Origin of the sequence: Ensifer sp. 4252 (genome assembly GCF_050434565.1) — a bacterium.
Classification (GTDB): Bacteria; Pseudomonadota; Alphaproteobacteria; order Rhizobiales; family Rhizobiaceae; genus Ensifer.
This window is the reverse complement of the sequence record NZ_JBNDIU010000008.1, coordinates 1-16,715: the sequence shown is the minus strand read 5'-3', so window position 1 is coordinate 16,715 and position 16,715 is coordinate 1. Positions and strand designations below refer to the sequence as shown.

General features: G+C 61.6%; 14 protein-coding genes and 1 pseudogene. 13 read left to right on the top strand and 2 right to left on the bottom strand.

Translation table 11 applies throughout. The annotated features are described in order from the left end of the window. Window positions 1-4: 4 nt before the first annotated feature. From ABIE33_RS16815 to ABIE33_RS16795, 5 genes are all read left to right on the top strand, one after another. On the top strand, window positions 5-1,510 hold the full coding sequence (locus ABIE33_RS16815; RefSeq protein ID WP_429126960.1) for a sugar ABC transporter ATP-binding protein: 1,506 nt from the start codon (window positions 5-7) through the stop codon (window positions 1,508-1,510). A 7-nt stretch (window positions 1,511-1,517) separates the two neighbouring features. After that, complete coding sequence (locus ABIE33_RS16810) at window positions 1,518-2,459, top strand: ABC transporter permease (RefSeq protein WP_429126958.1); 942 nt, start codon at window positions 1,518-1,520, stop codon at window positions 2,457-2,459. A 9-nt stretch (window positions 2,460-2,468) separates the two neighbouring features. After that, entirely contained in the window at window positions 2,469-3,500 is a 1,032-nt protein-coding gene (locus ABIE33_RS16805) for a zinc-dependent alcohol dehydrogenase (protein WP_429126955.1), read from the top strand. 88 nt (window positions 3,501-3,588) lie between these two features. Next, window positions 3,589-5,085: an aldehyde dehydrogenase family protein gene (locus ABIE33_RS16800; RefSeq protein WP_429126952.1), complete on the top strand. Its 1,497-nt coding sequence runs from the start codon at window positions 3,589-3,591 to the stop codon at window positions 5,083-5,085. Next, window positions 5,085-6,680, top strand: a complete 1,596-nt coding sequence (locus ABIE33_RS16795) for a GMC family oxidoreductase (RefSeq protein ID WP_429126950.1) — start codon at window positions 5,085-5,087, stop codon at window positions 6,678-6,680. Before ABIE33_RS16800 ends, ABIE33_RS16795 begins: the two co-directional genes overlap by 1 nt. A gap of 50 nt (window positions 6,681-6,730) precedes the next feature. On the opposite strand, the gene ABIE33_RS16790 is transcribed toward ABIE33_RS16795, so the two are convergent. Beyond that, on the bottom strand, window positions 6,731-7,549 hold the full coding sequence (locus tag ABIE33_RS16790) for an aldo/keto reductase (RefSeq protein WP_429126947.1): 819 nt from the start codon (window positions 7,547-7,549) through the stop codon (window positions 6,731-6,733). Window positions 7,550-7,683: 134 nt separating this feature from the next. Between ABIE33_RS16790 and ABIE33_RS16785 the strand changes: the two genes are divergently transcribed. The 3 genes from ABIE33_RS16785 (at window position 7,684) to ABIE33_RS16775 (ending at window position 11,379) form a co-directional block, all read left to right on the top strand. After that, on the top strand, window positions 7,684-9,255 hold the full coding sequence (locus tag ABIE33_RS16785) for an acyl CoA:acetate/3-ketoacid CoA transferase (protein ID WP_429126944.1): 1,572 nt from the start codon (window positions 7,684-7,686) through the stop codon (window positions 9,253-9,255). Then, entirely contained in the window at window positions 9,252-10,037 is a 786-nt protein-coding gene (locus ABIE33_RS16780) for an enoyl-CoA hydratase/isomerase family protein (RefSeq protein WP_429126941.1), read from the top strand. Before ABIE33_RS16785 ends, ABIE33_RS16780 begins: the two co-directional genes overlap by 4 nt. A gap of 82 nt (window positions 10,038-10,119) precedes the next feature. Then, a complete protein-coding gene (locus tag ABIE33_RS16775; RefSeq protein ID WP_429126938.1) occupies window positions 10,120-11,379 on the top strand; it encodes a glycerate kinase type-2 family protein in 1,260 nt (419 codons plus the stop codon). 91 nt (window positions 11,380-11,470) lie between these two features. Here ABIE33_RS16775 and ABIE33_RS16770 read toward each other — a convergent pair whose 3' ends face one another. Continuing rightward, window positions 11,471-12,493 (bottom strand): aldo/keto reductase, encoded by a 1,023-nt coding sequence (locus ABIE33_RS16770; RefSeq protein ID WP_429126936.1) that lies wholly within the window; start codon window positions 12,491-12,493, stop codon window positions 11,471-11,473. A gap of 154 nt (window positions 12,494-12,647) precedes the next feature. Here ABIE33_RS16770 and ABIE33_RS16765 point away from each other — a divergent pair, with 154 nt between their 5' ends. The 5 genes and pseudogenes from ABIE33_RS16765 to ABIE33_RS16745 form a co-directional block, all read left to right on the top strand. After that, on the top strand, window positions 12,648-13,790 hold the full coding sequence (locus tag ABIE33_RS16765; RefSeq protein WP_429126934.1) for an acyl-CoA dehydrogenase family protein: 1,143 nt from the start codon (window positions 12,648-12,650) through the stop codon (window positions 13,788-13,790). Continuing rightward, window positions 13,787-14,566, top strand: coding sequence for a 3-ketoacyl-ACP reductase (locus ABIE33_RS16760; RefSeq protein ID WP_429126931.1), 780 nt, complete (start codon window positions 13,787-13,789; stop codon window positions 14,564-14,566). Before ABIE33_RS16765 ends, ABIE33_RS16760 begins: the two co-directional genes overlap by 4 nt. A gap of 8 nt (window positions 14,567-14,574) precedes the next feature. Continuing rightward, window positions 14,575-15,723 carry a dihydrodipicolinate synthase family protein gene (locus ABIE33_RS16755; RefSeq protein ID WP_429126928.1) on the top strand — a complete coding sequence of 383 codons (1,149 nt, stop codon included), beginning with the start codon at window positions 14,575-14,577 and terminating at the stop codon, window positions 15,721-15,723. 1 nt (window position 15,724) lies between these two features. Beyond that, entirely contained in the window at window positions 15,725-16,582 is an 858-nt protein-coding gene (locus tag ABIE33_RS16750; protein WP_429126926.1) for a sugar phosphate isomerase/epimerase family protein, read from the top strand. Between the two features lie 17 nt (window positions 16,583-16,599). Next, a pseudogene (locus ABIE33_RS16745) lies at window positions 16,600-16,715 on the top strand (electron transfer flavoprotein subunit beta/FixA family protein); the annotation flags it as partial.

The window sequence follows — 16,715 nt, the reverse complement described above, 5'->3', positions numbered from 1 at the left end:
GGCTATGTACGAACTGAAAGCGGTCGATAAGAAATTCCCCGGGGTTCACGCGCTCAAGGCCATCGATTTTCACATCAAGCGCGGCGAGATCGTTGGGCTGGTCGGCGAGAACGGTGCCGGCAAGTCAACCTTGATGAAGGTGATCTACGGGGCCTACCAGCCCGATGGCGGTCACATACTGATCAATGGCCAGACCGTGCGCTTCGCCAATCCGCGCCAGGCCATGGAAAAGGGCATCGGCATGGTCTTCCAGGAGCAGTCGCTGATTGCCAACCTGACGGTGATGGAGAACATCTTCCTTGGCTACGAACAGCAGTTCGTTCGCTTCGGTGTCATAAACTGGAAAGCGATGGCGACGGCCGCCAAGGCGCAACTCGCCAAGGTCAAGCTCGATATCGATCCCGCAACCACCACCTCGAAGCTTTCCTTTGCGCAGCGCCAGCTTGTGGAGCTTGCCAAGGTTTTGACCCTTGAAGAACGCGTCGACGGCGATCTGGTTATCCTGCTGGATGAACCGACCTCCGTTCTATCAAAGGAAGAAGTGCAACTGCTGTTCAAGCTCGTGCGCGAACTGGTGACGCGTGCGTCCTTCATTTTCGTCTCCCACCGCATGGACGAGGTGATGGAGCTTTCGGATCGCATCTACGTGATGAAGGACGGTCATGTGGTTGATGTCGTCGAGCGCGGTGCCGCCCATGCCGAGGCAATCCAACACAAGATGGTCGGCCGCAACGTCGACAAGGAATACTATCGCGAGCACCTGCAGAAGCCCTACGACCGTTCGAAGGTTCTGGTCGACATGGACAGGGTCGGACTGCCCGGTCGCACGAAGGATATTTCCCTCAAGCTGCATGCAGGCGAAGTCCTGTGTCTGGTCGGAACGGAGGGGTCTGGCCGCGAGGCGATCCTGCGCATGATCTACGGAATGCTGAGCCCAACCCAGGGGCATCTCCAGATCAAGGGCGGCAAGGTGAAGATCTTCTCGCCGCGCAACGCCGTGAGCCAAGGCGTCGGCTATGTCCCGCGCGAGCGCAAGATCGAGGGCATCGTTGCCGGCATGAACGTCTACGAGAACATGACGCTCTCGCAGATGAGCAAGCATTCTCGCGCCGGCGTGCTGCGGATATCGGAAGAGCGTGCGCTTGCCCGCGACTGGATCAAGAAGCTCTCTATCAAGGCACATTCCGAATTCGCCGATTGCGGAAACCTGTCGGGCGGCAACCAGCAGAAGGTCGTTCTCGCCAAGTGGCGATCGGCAGGATCGGACATCATGCTGCTCGATCATCCGACACGGGGTCTGGATATCGGAGCCAAGGAAGACGTCTACGACATGATCCGCGAAATGAGCAGCGCCGGTGTTGGCATCGTTCTGGTCGCCGACACGCTGGAGGAAGCCATCGGGCTGTCGCACACGATTGTCGTCGTCAAGGACGGCCGCATCCAGAAAAACTTCGACTGCGTGCCGGGGGCGAAGCCCACGCTCTACGATCTCCTGCATTACATGATCTGAGGGAAACATGGACATTCAGCGCCTCAAACCGCATCTTCCCTGGATAACGCTGCTGGTGCTCGTCGCCCTCGTCGGCGTTACCCATCCCGGCTTCCTGAAGCCCGCCAATCTCATGAGCCTGGCGGGTGATATCGTGCCACTGTTTATCATGGCGCTCGGGCTGACCTTCGCCATCTACATCGGCGGCATCGACCTGTCCGCCCAGTCCATGGCCAACATGGTCACCGTCATTGCCTCGGTCTATCTCGCCTCGATGGGCGCCTGGGTAGCCGTTGCCTGCGTTGCGGCCGGCTTTCTGCTTGGCACATTGTCTGGGTACATCACGACCCGGCTCTACGTTCCATCGTTCATCTCCACGCTTGCCGTCGGCGGTGTGGCATTCTCGGTCGCGCAGTGGCTTTCCGGCCAGCGCGCCCTCAATATGGACGCGACCCAACGGAACGAGACCTTCGGCTGGATGATCGGGCGCACCTGGGGCGTGCCGAACGAGCTGTTGATCTCGGCAGTGCTGCTCGGCATCTGCCTGTTCATCGAGCGCCGCACGACCCTCGGTCGGGCGCTGAAGGCCGTCGGTGCCGGCGAGCTTGCGGCGGCAGCCTCCGGGCTCAATGTGGCACGCTACAAGATCCTTGCCTTTGCGATATCGGGGGCTCTCGCGGCCGTTGCCGGGCTGCTCTTTGCCGTTAAGCTCTCGGGCGGCGCGCCGACGATTGCAAACGGGTTCCTTCTGCCGGCGATCGTTGCCGTTCTGGTCGGTGGTACACCTTTGACCGGGGGCGTCGGAGGTGTCCTCAACACGGTCATCGGAACTCTGATCGTTGCCGTCATCCGCGCCTCGATGCTCTATTTCGAGATAGACGCGACACAGCAGCAGATGGTTTTCGGCATCGTCCTGATTGTCGCGATCGCGCTCACGATCGATCGCGCCAAGCTGCGGACGGTGAAATAGGAGGCGGTGATGGGCAAGATGCAAGCCGCCGTTCTGCTCGAACCGCGTCGTTTCGAGATCATGGCGGTCGAGGTTCCGTCGATCGGCCCCGACGATGCACTCATCCGTGTGACGCGGACAGGCATATGCGGAACCGACGTCCATATCTTCAACGGCCATTATGCCGCCGACCGCCTGCCGCTCGTGCCCGGCCATGAGTTCTGCGGTACGGTTGCTGACCTTGGCACAAGCGTACGCCATCTGCAGCATGACATGCGGGTGGTCGTGGACATCAATATCGGCTGTGGCACCTGCTACTGGTGCCGCCGCAACGAGGTGCTCAACTGCGCCGAGGTCGCGCAGGTCGGCATTGGCCGCGATGGTGCCTTTGCCGAATACGTCGCCGTCCCGGCGCGTCTCGTCATACCGGTTCCAGAGACCGTGCCCGATGCCGTTCTTGCCTTGACCGAGCCGGTCGCATGCGTTGTGCGCGCGGCGCGCAAGGCGCAGGCGACATTCGGACAATCGGTCGTCGTTTTCGGGGCGGGCCCGATCGGCAATCTGCATGTCCAGATGATGCGCCTGGTGGGCGCTGCTCCGATCATCGTCGCCGACCTGTCGCCAGACCGCTGCCGAATGGCGCTGGAGGCGGGAGCGGATGCGACGGTGTCGGACCCCTCGGCCCTCAAGGCGACGGTGCTGGCCATGACCGATGGGCGGGGCGCCGATATCGTCATTGAAAGCGTTGGAAGCAAAGCTCTCTATGGCCAGGCGTTCGATCTCGCCCGTCGCGGCGGCCATGTCGCCTTTTTCGGCATCACTGCTCCGGGCGAAACCGTGCCCGTCGATATCCTGAAGACAGTGCTCGAAGAGCGGAGCCTGAAGGGTTCGGTCGCCGGCATGGGCGAGGATATGCATGACGCGTTGACGTTGCTTGCTCATCGGCGGTTCGAGACGAAGAATTTCACCGGCGCCGACTATCCGTTGGAGCGGATCCAGGAGGCCTTCGATACGCTTGCGGATCGGCCCCATCACCTCAAGACCCAGATTGTGATGGCATGATCGCGCGGGCGTTGCTAGATCGCGCATAACTGTTCAGTTACTAATCCATCGCGTGATGGATACGGAAATTTCAGAGTGGAGGTATCCCATGGACCAAGTCAAAAACTACCTTCTGCCGCCCACGGCCCCGCGTGAATTCGGCTTCTTCGTGGATGGGCGGTGGCATGAGGGTCGCGAACAGTTCGAGCGCCTGTCGCCCGGCCATGGCATTGCTGTCACGCGCACGGCGAAATGCACGCCGGAGGATTTGAACGCAGCGGTGGCCGCAGCTCGCCGGGCTTTTGAGGATCGCCGGTGGTCCGGCCTTTCGGGTGCGGCTCGTGGTTCCGTGCTGCTGCGGGTGGCGGAGATTCTGCGCCGCCGCCGGGATGAGATTGCCTTTTTCGAGACACTGGAGAATGGCAAGCCGATTGCCCAGGCGCGCGGAGAGATCGATCATTGCATCGCCTGCTTCGAAGTCGGGGCGGGTGCTGCGCGTCTGTTGCACGGCGACAGCTACAACTCGCTCGGCGACGGCCTGTTCGGCATGGTTCTTCGTGAACCGATCGGCGTGGTCGGGCTCATCACGCCCTGGAACTTTCCATTCCTCATCCTTTGCGAACGCGTGCCCTTCATCCTTGCGTCAGGGTGTACGATGGTGGTCAAGCCTTCCGAAGTGACATCCGCAACCACGCTTATTCTCGCAGACGTCCTGGCCGAGGCCGGATTACCCGACGGCGTCTACAACGTCATCACCGGCTCGGGCCGCACCATCGGCCAGGCTTTGACAGAACATCCTGACGTCGACATGCTGTCCTTCACCGGCTCTACCGCGGTCGGGCGCTCTTGCGTTCACGCGGCCGCAGACAGCAACTTCAAGAAGCTTGGGCTGGAACTGGGCGGCAAGAACCCGATCATCGTCTTTGCGGATTCGGATCTTGAAGATGCGGCGGACGGCGCGGCTTTCGGCATCAGCTTCAACACGGGGCAATGCTGCGTCTCGTCCTCGCGGCTCATCGTCGAATCCTCGGTAGCTACGAAATTCGAGAGGCTTCTTGCCGAAAAGATGGCGCGTATACGCGTCGGCGACCCCCTCGACGAGACGACCCAGGTCGGAGCCATCACCACCGATCAGCAGAACAAGACCATTCTGGACTACATCGCCAAGGGCAAGGCGGAAGGCGCACAGCTCGTTGCCGGCGGCCAGGCCATCGATCTCGGCAAGGGCCAATACATCGCGCCGACGCTGTTCACCGGAGTTTCGCCCGACATGGCGATCGCGCGCGACGAAATCTTCGGACCGGTTCTCTGCTCGATGTCGTTCGATACGATCGAACAGGCGATCGAGCTTGCCAACGACACCGTCTATGGTCTCGCCGCCAGTGTGTGGACCAAGAACATCGACAAGGCGTTGACGGTGACCCGCCGCGTTCGCGCCGGTCGTTTCTGGGTCAATACGATCATGGCGGGCGGGCCGGAAATGCCGTTGGGTGGCTTCAAGCAGTCCGGATGGGGGCGCGAGGCCGGCACCTATGGCGTGGAAGAGTACACCCAGGTCAAATCCGTTCACGTCGAGATCGGCAAACGCTCGCACTGGATCGCATGATGGCGCAAGGATTTGACTATGTGATCGTCGGAGGCGGCTCGTCGGGCTGCGTGCTGGCTGCCCGCCTTTCGGAAAATCCGGCAACAAGGGTGTGCCTCATCGAGGCCGGCGGTCGCGACAGTCATCCGCTGATCCATATGCCTGTCGGTTTTGCCAAGATGACCTCGGGCCCGATGACCTGGGGTCTGACCACGGCGCCACAGAGACACGCCAACAACCGTGAAATCCCCTACGCCCAGGCAAAGGTACTCGGCGGCGGGTCCTCCATCAACGCCGAGGTGTTCACGCGCGGCCACCCGAGCGATTACGACCGCTGGGTGGAAGAGGGGGCGGAAGGCTGGGGTTTCAAGGATATCCAGAAGTACTTCCTGCGGTCCGAGGGCAACACCATCCTCTCGGGACAATGGCACGGAACCGACGGGCCGCTCGGCGTTTCGAACATCGCCAATCCGCAGGCGCTGACGCGGGCCTTCGTCCAAAGCTGCCAGGAGTTCGGGATTCCGTACAATCCGGATTTCAACGGCCCCGTTCAGGAGGGCACTGGGGTTTACCAGACGACGACGCGCAACAGTCGGCGCTGTTCGGCGGCCGTCGGATATCTGCGCCCGGCGCTCAAGCGCAAGAACCTGACGCTGGTTACCGGCGCGCTGGTGCTTCGGGTGGTTTTCGAAGGGCGACGCGCCGTGGGCGTGGAGTATACGGCGGGCGGCGCCTCCAAAATTATTCGCGCCGACAGTGAAGTCATCGTGACCTCCGGCGCCATCGGCACACCCAAATTGATGATGCTTTCCGGCGTCGGCCCGGCCACGGCCTTGCGCGGCCATGGTATCGACGTCGTCCAGGATATGCCCGGTGTCGGCGAGAACCTGCACGATCACTTCGGCGTTGATATTGTTGCCGAACTCAAGGGGCACGACAGTCTCGATAAGTACAACAGGCCGCATTGGATGCTTTGGGCCGGCCTGGAATATGCGTTGTTCAAGTCCGGCCCGGTTGCATCCAATGTCGTCGAGGGCGGGGCATTCTGGTACGCCGACAAGGCGAGCCCCTATCCCGATCTTCAGTTCCATTTTCTGGCGGGAGCGGGCGCGGAAGCCGGCGTGCCGAGTGTTCCGAAGGGTGCCTCCGGCATTACGTTGAACTCGTATACGGTGCGTCCAAAATCGCGCGGTTCTGTTGCCTTGCGCTCCGCCGACCCGCGCGCGCTTCCGATCGTAGACCCAAACTTCCTGGGCAATCCCGACGACCTGCGGATCTCCGTCGAAGGGATCAAAATCAGTCGGGAAATTTTCGCCCAACCCGCGTTGCAGAAGTATATCAAGACCGTGCGTTTTCCCGACCGGAACGTCCTCACGACCGCCGATTTCGAGGCCTATGCGCGCCAGTATGGGCGCACGTCCTATCATCCCACATGCACCTGCAAAATGGGGCGAGACGATATGTCGGTGGTGGATGCCAAGCTGCGCGTTCACGGTCTCGATGGACTGCGCATTTGCGATAGTTCCGTCATGCCGAGCCTGGTCGGCTCCAACACGAATGCGGCCTCGATCATGATCGGTGAAAAAGCCGCCGATCTGATCCGCGGCAACGCTTGAGGCATTCTTTCAGCTGAGATGTGTGGGCGGCCTGACGGCCGCCCTTTCCGTCAGTCCCAGTCAGGAACCCACGGCAACATGCCCGGATTGATGATGCGATAGCCGATGTGGTTCAGCGTATCGATGCGGTCCATGTCAACCGAGGACAGCGTAAAGTCGATGATCTCGAAATTGGCCCGGATGTTCTCTGGCTTGGTGGACATAGTGTTGAGCGGCACGCCTTTCTGCAGGATCCACCGCAACGCCACCTGCGCTGCGGATTTTCCATAGGTTGCGCCGATCTCCCCGAAGACCGCGTGCTTGAAGACTTCGCCGCGGGCGACCGAAGCGTAGGACGAGAGCGGAATTCCCGTCTCTGTTGCGGCGCTCAGAAGCGCCCGCTGATCAAGCAGCGGATGAAACTCCACCTGGTTGGTCACGAGCGGGACGTCCGAAATCGCTTTGGCTTCGCGCATCATCCGGGCGGTATAGTTGGAGACGCCGATATTGCGCGCCATCCCGGCGGCATGCGCCTTTTGCAGGAGGCGCAAGGACGGCGCGACGTCCCCGCCGACCGGTGGCCAGTGCAGGAGTAGGACATCCAACTGGTCGATCTTGAGTGCCTTCAGGCTCGCATCCACCGAGGGGAGGAACTGAGCTTCGGCGTAGTTGTCGGGATGGACCTTGGACGTGATGCAGAGCTCGTCGCGCGCAACGCCGCTCTCGAGAAGCGCCCCTCCCGTGTCGGCCTCGTTGCCGTACATCTGTGCGGTGTCGAATGCCCTATAGCCAACCTCGAGCGCGGTCTCGATCGCAGCTTTCAATTCACCCGCCTTGAGCGGATAGGTGCCGAAGCCCCGTTGATGGCATTTTTCGAAATAGATGTTCATCGCTCCTCCTTCGCGTTTTGCGACTTTCCGCCGGTGTGGGCCATAGCGCAAATTGCCCTTGCCTGCCTCTTGCTGTCGTGTTTAATGTATAACTGGTTAGTTACTTAGTGCAACGGGAAAAGGAGTGTGCAGCAATGTCGAAGGTGAAAACCGCAGCGGAAGCCGCCGGGTTGGTTAAGGACGGCGCCGTGCTTGCGGTTAACTCCTCTTCGGGGCTTTGCTGCCCCGATGCGGTCCTCAAGGCGCTGGGAGAGCGGTTCGAGCAGGACGGGCATCCCAGGGCATTGACGTCCGTGCACCCCATCGCTGCCGGCGACTTCTTCGGCACCAAAGGTGTCGACCACATCGCAAAGCCGGGCATGCTCTCCAGAATCATTGGAGGATCCTACCCATCCGGACCGAGCAACGCTGAACCGCCTCTCATCTGGCAGATGATCCTGAAGGAGGAAGTTGCAGCCTGGAATGTGCCGTCGGGAATTGTCTTCGACATGTTGCGTGAGGGTGCGGCGAAGCGGCCGGGCGTGTTGACCAAGGTTGGGATGGAGACATTTGTCGATCCGGATCAGGAAGGCTGTGCGATGAACGCGACCGCCCGCAGCGCACCGATGGTGAGCCGAGTGGAATTTGCAGGCGAGGAATGGCTGCACTTTCCGGCAATCCATCCCGATGTCGCCATAATCCGGGCGACGACGGCCGATGAGAATGGCAATCTGACATTCGAGCAGGAAGGCGCGACGCTCGGTGCGATGGAGATGGCCCTGGCGGCGCGAAACTCCGGCGGACTGGTGATCGCCCAGGTGCGTAGGGTTGCTGCGACAGGGACGTTGCGGCCACACGACGTTCGCGTTCCCGGCATCCTCGTCGACGTCATCGTCGAAGCTCCCGATCAGCTGCAAACGACGGCGACACCATACGACCCCGCGATATCAGGTGAACTGTTTCGCCCTCTGCACACGTTCCGGACCCCGGCTCTGGACGTGGGCAAGGTTATCGCGCGTCGCGTCGCACAGGAACTGCAAGCGGGTTGGGCGGTCAATATCGGTTTCGGCATCTCGGCCAACGTGCCGCGTGTCCTCATCGAGGAAGGGCATCACGGCAAGATCACCTGGGTCATCGAACAGGGCGCTGTCGGCGGCGTTCCTCTGCTCGATTTCAAGTTCGGCTGTGCCGCCAATGCCGAGGCCTTCGTCGCATCGCCGCATCAGTTCTGCTATTTCCAGGCCGGCGGTTTTGACTGCTCGCTGCTTTCTTTCCTCGAAATCGACGCCGAAGGCTCCGTAAATGTCAGCCGATTGGCCGCCACACCGCACCGCACTGCCGGTGCCGGCGGTTTTGTCGACATCACGGCACGTGCTAGGAAGATCGTCTTCTCTGGAAATTTCAACGCCGGCGCCAAGATGCGTCTCGAGGATGGGCGCTTGGTCATCGACAAGGAGGGAAGGGTTTCCAAGATTGTGCCCAAGGTCGATCAGGTCAGCTTTTCAGGCAGGCGCGCTCGTGCCCAGGGTCAGGACATCACCTATGTCACGGAACGCTGCGTCATGCGGCTGGAGGCCGACGGATTGGTTATCACCGAGATCGCACCCGGCATCGACCTGCAGCGCGATATCCAGGATCAGGCGACAACGCCACTGCGTGTCTCCGACGCGCTGAAGATCATGGACGACGCGCTGTTTCGCGCTCCGGTGATGGGGCTGGCGCTGTGATCGACCCGCGGCTGGACCTCGCAATTTCCGGGGACGTCGCCTGGCTGACGATCCGGCGACCAGAGAAACTGAACGCGTTCGATGCCGACATGGTCGACGCCCTGGTGCCGATCTGTCGCGCGATAGAGCGATCTCCCGCGCGCGTTGCGATCCTGACGGGCGAGGGACCCCGATCATTCTGCGCAGGCGGTGATATCGATGCGTGGAGCAGAGCGTCGCCGAAGGCATTTGCGCGCCACTGGGTGCGCGATGGCCATGCTGCCTTCGATGCACTCGCACGCCTTTGCGTGCCTTTGATCGCAGTCCTGAATGGACACACGCTGGGCGGTGGGCTGGAATTGGCCGCCTGTGCTGATCTACGGATCGCCGAAGCCCATGTGCGCATCGGTCAACCGGAACCGGGTCTGGGCATCATCCCCGGCTGGTCAGGCACGCAGCGTGTGGCGCGCCGCTTCGGCGCCCAGATTGTGCGGCGCATGGCGCTCTTCGGCGAGGTCTATACGGCGCAAGAAGCCCATGACCTCGGCCTGGTCGACCAGGTGGTTGCGACTGGCGAGGGCCTGGCTGCGGCCGAGAAAGCCGCGGCACGGGTGATCGGTCGCTCGGGTCGGGCGGTCGAACTGACCAAGATGCTGATCAATGTGGCCGAAGGCGAGGAAAGCGAGCGGGTCGTCGAAAGCTTCGCTGGCGAGATCGCCGCTGGTTCTGAAGAGTTGCAGGAAGGTCTGACGGCCTTTCGAGAGAAACGTCCGGCGCGCTTTGCGCAAAAGCTGCAGCCTTGATCGCTGGACCCGGTCTTGCTGCTGGGCGACCCTCTATGTCGAAATCTAGATGCGGAACTGTTGATCGTGATGGATGAGATTTATGACGTCTGAGGACCGGAAACTGCTGAGCGACCTGTTCAAGGTCGCCGTGAAAGCCGCCGATCCGGAAACAGCGCTTCGCGCGCATCTTCCTTCACGCCCGCGCGGCCGTACGATCGTGATCGGCGCCGGCAAGGGAGCGGCGCAATTGGCCGCGGCATTCGAGCGTTTATGGGATGCGCCGGTCGAAGGGGTCGTCGTCACGCGATACGGCTACGGCGTGCCATGTGAGCGGATCCGCGTTGTCGAAGCCGCTCATCCGGTGCCTGACCTTGCTGGCCTCCAGGCCTCCCGCCTGCTTTTCCAAGCAGTCGAGGGACTGACGGCGGACGATCTGGTCGTTGCCCTTGTCTGTGGCGGCGGATCGGCGCTTCTTCCATGCCCGCCTGGGGCTTTGACGCTCGATGACGAAGTGGCGCTGAACCGCGCCCTGCTTTCAAGCGGCGCGCCGATTTCGGTGATGAACGCCATCCGAAAGCAGGTGTCGGGCATCAAAGGGGGACGTCTTGCCGCCGCGTGCCATCCTGCGAAAATCGTCAGTTTGGTTGTCTCCGACGTGCCGGGCGACGACCCGGCGCAGGTTGCATCGGGGCCCACGATACCCGATGCCGCCGACCGCGCCCATGCGTGCGCGATGGTGGATGCCTGGCGCATCGTCATCCCGCCGACAGTTGCCGATTGGCTTGCCGGCGATGAGGGTCTCGCGCCGTCTCCGCAGGACCCTGTTTTTGCAGAACATGAAGTGCACGTGATCGCTTCGGCACGGCTCTCTCTCGAAGCTGCAGCGATGCAAGCGCAGGCCGACGGGATCCCGACGGTCATCCTGTCGGACGCAATCGAAGGCGAGGCCCGGGACGTCGCCCGGGTCCACGCGGCAATCGCGCGCGAGGTTGCCCTGCGCGACAGGCCTTTTGCCCGACCGGTGCTGATCCTGTCCGGTGGCGAAACCACCGTTACGCTTCGCGGAGACGGAAAGGGTGGACGCAATACCGAATTCCTCCTGTCCCTGGCGCTCGCGGCCGACGGCGTACCATTCACGGCCATTGCCGGCGACACCGATGGCATCGACGGTTCGGAGGATAATGCCGGCGCCTTTGCCGACGGACAGAGCGCAGGTCGGCTGCGTGCGCTTGGACTTGACCCCCTGGCTTTGCTTTCCGCCAATGACGCCTGGACGGCATTCGACCGTCTGGGGGATCTGTTTGTGCCTGGACCGACCGGAACGAACGTCAACGATTTCCGTGCCATCCTGATAAGGTGAACCTGGAGGCTCTTGCGACGTTGCTAGCCTCCGACCACGAACGCAATTCACCGAAGAGGCTGGGTGCGGCCTCTTCGGCGAGCACATCGAACTAGCCGGCGGCCGGCGTCGGCGCATCCTCGCGCAAAAGCCCCTTGGCTTTCAGATCAACCCAGAAGGCGGAGGGGATGGGATGAGCAAACCAGGCGAGGTTCTGGTTCAACTGCTCAACCGTCCGAGTGCCAGCCATGAACGACGGCACGGCCGGATGCGCCACCACGAACTGCAGCGCTGCCGCGGCGAGCGGTACGTTATGGTCTCTGCAGACCGCCTCGATCTTGCCAACCTTGTCGAGGATCTCCGGCGATGCAGGTGCGTAGTTATATTTCGCCCCTTCTTTTGCCCCAGTCGCCAGAATGCCTGAATTAAACCCTCCGCCGACGATAACTGCGGCGCCTCGCTCCTCGCACAGGGGCAGGAACGTATCGAGCGCATCCTGCTCGAGAAGGGTGTAGCGGCCGGCGAGAAGGAAGCAGTCGAAATCCCTCTGCTTCAGGGCCTCAAGGCAAACCTCCCATTCATTGACGCCGACGCCGATCGCCTTGACCGTCCCCTCATCCCTAAGCCTTTCAAGCGCGCGCCATGCTCCATCCATCGCTTGGCTGAAAACCTCCGGCTGATCCTTGCCACGTGTGAAGACGTCGATGTCATGGATGAAGCAGATGTCCATCCTTTCAAGCCCCATGCGCTGAAGGCTGTCTTCGAAGGCCCGCATCGTGCCGTCATAGCTGTAGTCGAAATCCATCGTGAAGGGAGCGGCGTCCACCCAGGGCGTGAAGTCGATCGTCTCGCGCCTTGCCGGCTTCAGCCGGCGACCGACCTTGGAGGAAAGAACGAACTCGTCCCTGTTCTTCCAGCGCAGGCTGTGACCCGTGCGCAATTCGGCAAGCCCATGACCGTACATCGGTGCGGTATCGTAAAACCGCACGCCGGAGTTCCACGCGGTGTCGAACATTGCCTCGGCTGTCGGTTCGTCGATCGGGCGAAAGATGTTGCCAAGCGGCGCCGTTCCGAAGCCGAACGTGGTCACGTCGATGTCAACGCGGCCGAGTTTGCGCTTTTTGCTGGGGTGCATGCTGATCCTCCTTAAGTAACCAATTGGTGAATTGTAGGCATGCCCGCAAGGCCGCGCAAGCCGGATGATGCACCCACCCGATTTTTTCTGGCTTGACGGAAAGGAGGTTGCGGACGTATGTAACTAGATAGTTACTACAAGTGGGATGGAGATCATGTATCTGACCGAAACGCAGGACCAGGTGCGCGAAATGGCGCGCGCCTTTGCTGATGAAGTCATCCGGCCGTTGGCAGAGGAGCTTGATCGGGAGGAGCGCTTCCCGGCCGACCTCTATGATGAGATGGGCAAGCTCGGACTGTTTGGGGTTGGTGTTCCCGAGGCGCTCGGCGGGCCGGGTTTCGACACCTTGACCTATGCCGTGGTGATGGAGGAGCTCAGTCGCGGCTATGCTTCGGTCGCCGACCAATGCGGCCTGATCGAACTCATCTCCACACTGTTGGTGCGCCATGGGACGCCGAACCAACAGAGGATGCTGCCCGCCGTTTTGAGCATGCGAACGAAAGTCGCCTACTGCATCACCGAGCCGGAGGCCGGCACGGATGTTTCGGGCATTCGCACCACGGCGACGCGCGACGGAGACGGCTGGCGTCTTAGCGGCGGCAAGATCTGGATCCACAATGCGCCAGTCGCAGATGTCGGCTTCGTGCTCGCGAGAACCGACAAGGAAGCCGGCAATCGCGGCATGTCGATCTTCATCGTCGATCTGCACGCTGCCGGTGTCGAGAGGGGGCCGAAGGAACACAAGATGGGTCAGCGGGCAAGCCAGGTCGGGGCGCTGACGTTCACGGATGTGCGTCTTCCGGCAGATGCGCTGCTGGGCGAGCCAGGCCGTGGTTTTCATATGATGATGTCGGTTCTCGACAAGGGACGTGTCGGCATCGCAGCGCTGGCGGTCGGTATTGCACAAGCCGGTCTTGAGGCTGCCGTCGACTACGCCGGCACCCGCAAACAGTTCGGCAAGTCCATAGCCGACTTCCAGGGCGTCCAGTGGCTCTTGGCGGACATGGCAAAGGATATTGAGGCGGCGCGGCTGCTCGTTCATTCGGCCGCATCCAAGATCGATGCCGGCGCGGACGCCACCAAGGCGTGCTCGATTGCCAAATGCTTTGCCGGCGATATGGCCGTCCAGCGGACTGCCGACGCGGTGCAGGTGTTTGGTGGCTCGGGCTATATCCGTGGCTTCGAGGTCGAGCGCCTGTATCGCGATGCGAAGATCACTCAGATCTACGAGGGCACCAATCAGATCCAGCGCATGATCATCGCGCGCGAGCTTCTGAAGAAGGGAGCACGGGCATGACCGCACCCGATATGCGCCCGGTGGCGCTGGTTACCGGCTCGTCGCGCGGTATCGGCCTGGCAGCGGCGGAGGCATTGGCGAAGGAGGGGTTCGCAGTTGCTGTCAACGGTCGTGGCGATGATCGCGAACTCGCCGCAGCGGTTGCTCGCGTCGCCGTGCACGGCAATCCCGTGATGGCCGCGCCCTTCGACGTCACCGACATTGCGACCCACGAGACGGTACTGGCAAATATCGAGGCGCAACTCGGTCCTTTGACGACTCTGGTCAACAACGCAGGCGTCGGGGTCCTGCAGCGCGGCGACCTGCTGGATGTTTCGGAGGCGAGCTGGGATCGTTGCATCGACGTCAATGCGAAAGCCATGTTCTTCCTCAGTCAGGCCTTTGCTCGTCGGCTATTGTCTCGTCAACGGTCCCGTATGTTTCATTCGATCGTCAATGTGACATCGTCGAACGCGGTTGCAGTCGCCATTCAACGCTCGGAGTATTGCGCCTCGAAATCCGCAGCGGCGATGATCTCCAAGACGCTCGCCGTGAGGCTCGGGCCCGAGAATATTGCCGTTTACGACGTGCAGCCCGGACTGATTGCCACCGACATGACGGCTCCAGTCATCGATACCTACCGTGAGCGAGCCGAGGAAGGCCTGACGCTGTTTCCGCGCCTCGGCCAACCCGAAGAGATGGGTGCGATCATAGCATCGCTGGCGATCGGAAAGTTTCCCTACACAACCGGACAGGTGATTTCGGCGGACGCCGGGATGCTGGTTCCCCGCTTCTGAGGTTCATCATGAAGATTGCGCTTCCCGATACCAATGGCAGGCTGACCGACTACTCGCTGACAGGTCGTGCAATCGCGCAGGCTGTGCTCGGCGAAAATCCCGCCCGGGTGGTCTATTCCGCCGCGCATGTGGTCGCCGATCCCTTCACCGGCAACGACCCGACGGGACGCGCGACCATCGACTGGGAAAAAACCATGGCGTTTCGCCGATATCTCGCCGGTCTCGGTCTTGGGATCGCCGAAGCCATGGATACCGCCCAACGCGGGATGGGGTTGGACTGGCCCGGTGCACTGGAACTGATTCGGCGCACGAAGGCCGAAATACCGGATGCCCTTGTCGCAAACGGTTGCGGCACGGACCATCTGGATCCGGCAACGTCCCATACGCTTGACGAGGTAAGGCGGGCCTATCTCGAGCAGCTCGAGGCGATCCAGAAGGTTGGCGGACGCATCATCCTGATGGCATCGCGGGCCTTGGTGAGGGCGGCCAAGACACCCGAAGACTATATCAAGGTCTATTCCGATGTGCTCACCGCCTGCGACCAGCCCGTCATCCTTCATTGGCTGGGCGAGATGTTCGACCCGCAGCTTGCCGGTTACTGGGGATCGAAGGATTTCAAGCAGGCGATGCCGATCGCGCTTGCAGTTATCAAGGAGAATGCATCAAAGGTCGATGGCATCAAGATTTCGCTTCTCGACAAGCAGAAGGAGATCGACATGCGTCGGCTCCTGCCGACCGGCGTGAAGATGTACACGGGAGACGACTTCAACTACCCCGAACTGATCGAAGGCGACGCCGAGGGTTTTTCCCATGCGCTGCTGGGCATATTCGATCCGCTCGCACCCGCTGCAGCGTTTGCGGTAAGGAAACTGGGCGACGGCGACACTGCCGCATTTCGCGCCACGCTGGATCCGACGGTGCCATTGGCGCGGCTGATCTTTCGCGCACCGACGCAGTACTACAAGACGGGTGTCGTCTTTCTCGCCTGGCTCAATGGCTTCCAGGATCACTTCATTATGTTGAACAGCGCGCAGGCGATGCGGCCCTTGCCCTACTTCACCGAGGTCTTCCGGCTGGCTGACGCGTGCGGCCTGCTGCGCGAACCCGAACTGGCCGTCAGCCGGATGAAGCGCATGTTGGCATTTTACGGGGGCTGAGATGAGGGACTTCACCAGTGATCACAGGGCGTTGGCTCTCAACACGGCAAGCCTTGGCCACAATCTCGAGGGGTTTGGCGCCGGATGGTCTGCGGAGCAAGTCATCGACGCCTGCGCCGAGCGCGGCTTCGGCGCCGTCGTCTTTTGGCGCCGCGAGATAGGGGCGCGGGCAGTCGAGATCGGAGAACGCGTTCGTTCTGCGGGTATGACGGTGGCGGGCCTCTGTAGAACGCCTTTTCTCGTTGGTCCTCAGGCAGCTGACGCGCGCACCGTCATGGATGACTTCAAGGCGTCGATCGACATGGCGGCAGCTCTGCGCGCCAAGGTTCTGACCATCGTCGTTGGCGGCGTCGAGCCAGGCAAGAAGGGTGTCGAGGAAAGTCTCAAGATCGTCGTTGAACGTGTCGCCGAGGTCGCACCCTACGCTGCAGCACACGATGTCAAGCTGGCGCTGGAGCCACTCAATCCGGTCTATGCTGGCAACCGCTCCTGTCTGACGACGCTGCGTGACGCGATCGATCTTTGCGACCTGATTGCTGCGCCGAACGTCGGTGTTGCCGTGGACGTCTATCACGTCTGGTGGGACACGGACGTTGCCGCTCAATTGCAGCGGGCCGGGGCAGACCGCATCTTCGGATTTCATCTCTGCGACTGGCTTGCCGACACTACTGACGTTCTTCTCGATCGCGGGATGATGGGCGACGGCGTTGCTGACCTCAGGGCGCTGCGCCAAGCGGTAGAAGGGGCGGGGTATTCGGGTCCCTGCGAGGTGGAGATTTTTTCGGCGAACAATTGGTGGAAACGTGATCCCGGCGAGGTGCTCGACGTGATGGTCGAGCGCTTCCGGAGTGTCTGCTGACGACGAAGGGCATGACCATGAAAATTCTCGTAACGGTTAAGCGGGTGGTTGACTACAACGTCAAGATCCGGGTGAAGGCGGACGGCTCGGGTGTCGAGCTGGCGAATGTGAAGATGTCGATGAACCCGTTCGA

What these genes read in the sequence shown, in the direction of transcription:
- ABIE33_RS16775 (WP_429126938.1), top strand. Translation starts at nt 10,120, where the DNA reads ATGACGTCTGAGGACCGGAAACTGCTGAGCGACCTGTTCAAGGTCGCC.
- ABIE33_RS16795 (WP_429126950.1), top strand. Translation starts at nt 5,085, where the DNA reads ATGGCGCAAGGATTTGACTATGTGATCGTCGGAGGCGGCTCGTCGGGC.
- ABIE33_RS16810 (WP_429126958.1), top strand. Translation starts at nt 1,518, where the DNA reads ATGGACATTCAGCGCCTCAAACCGCATCTTCCCTGGATAACGCTGCTG.
- ABIE33_RS16805 (WP_429126955.1), top strand. Translation starts at nt 2,469, where the DNA reads ATGGGCAAGATGCAAGCCGCCGTTCTGCTCGAACCGCGTCGTTTCGAG.
- ABIE33_RS16785 (WP_429126944.1), top strand. Translation starts at nt 7,684, where the DNA reads ATGTCGAAGGTGAAAACCGCAGCGGAAGCCGCCGGGTTGGTTAAGGAC.
- ABIE33_RS16800 (WP_429126952.1), top strand. Translation starts at nt 3,589, where the DNA reads ATGGACCAAGTCAAAAACTACCTTCTGCCGCCCACGGCCCCGCGTGAA.
- ABIE33_RS16750 (WP_429126926.1), top strand. Translation starts at nt 15,725, where the DNA reads ATGAGGGACTTCACCAGTGATCACAGGGCGTTGGCTCTCAACACGGCA.
- ABIE33_RS16770 (WP_429126936.1), bottom strand. Translation starts at nt 12,493, where the DNA reads ATGCACCCCAGCAAAAAGCGCAAACTCGGCCGCGTTGACATCGACGTG.
- ABIE33_RS16815 (WP_429126960.1), top strand. Translation starts at nt 5, where the DNA reads ATGTACGAACTGAAAGCGGTCGATAAGAAATTCCCCGGGGTTCACGCG.
- ABIE33_RS16765 (WP_429126934.1), top strand. Translation starts at nt 12,648, where the DNA reads ATGTATCTGACCGAAACGCAGGACCAGGTGCGCGAAATGGCGCGCGCC.
- ABIE33_RS16790 (WP_429126947.1), bottom strand. Translation starts at nt 7,549, where the DNA reads ATGAACATCTATTTCGAAAAATGCCATCAACGGGGCTTCGGCACCTAT.
- ABIE33_RS16760 (WP_429126931.1), top strand. Translation starts at nt 13,787, where the DNA reads ATGACCGCACCCGATATGCGCCCGGTGGCGCTGGTTACCGGCTCGTCG.
- ABIE33_RS16755 (WP_429126928.1), top strand. Translation starts at nt 14,575, where the DNA reads ATGAAGATTGCGCTTCCCGATACCAATGGCAGGCTGACCGACTACTCG.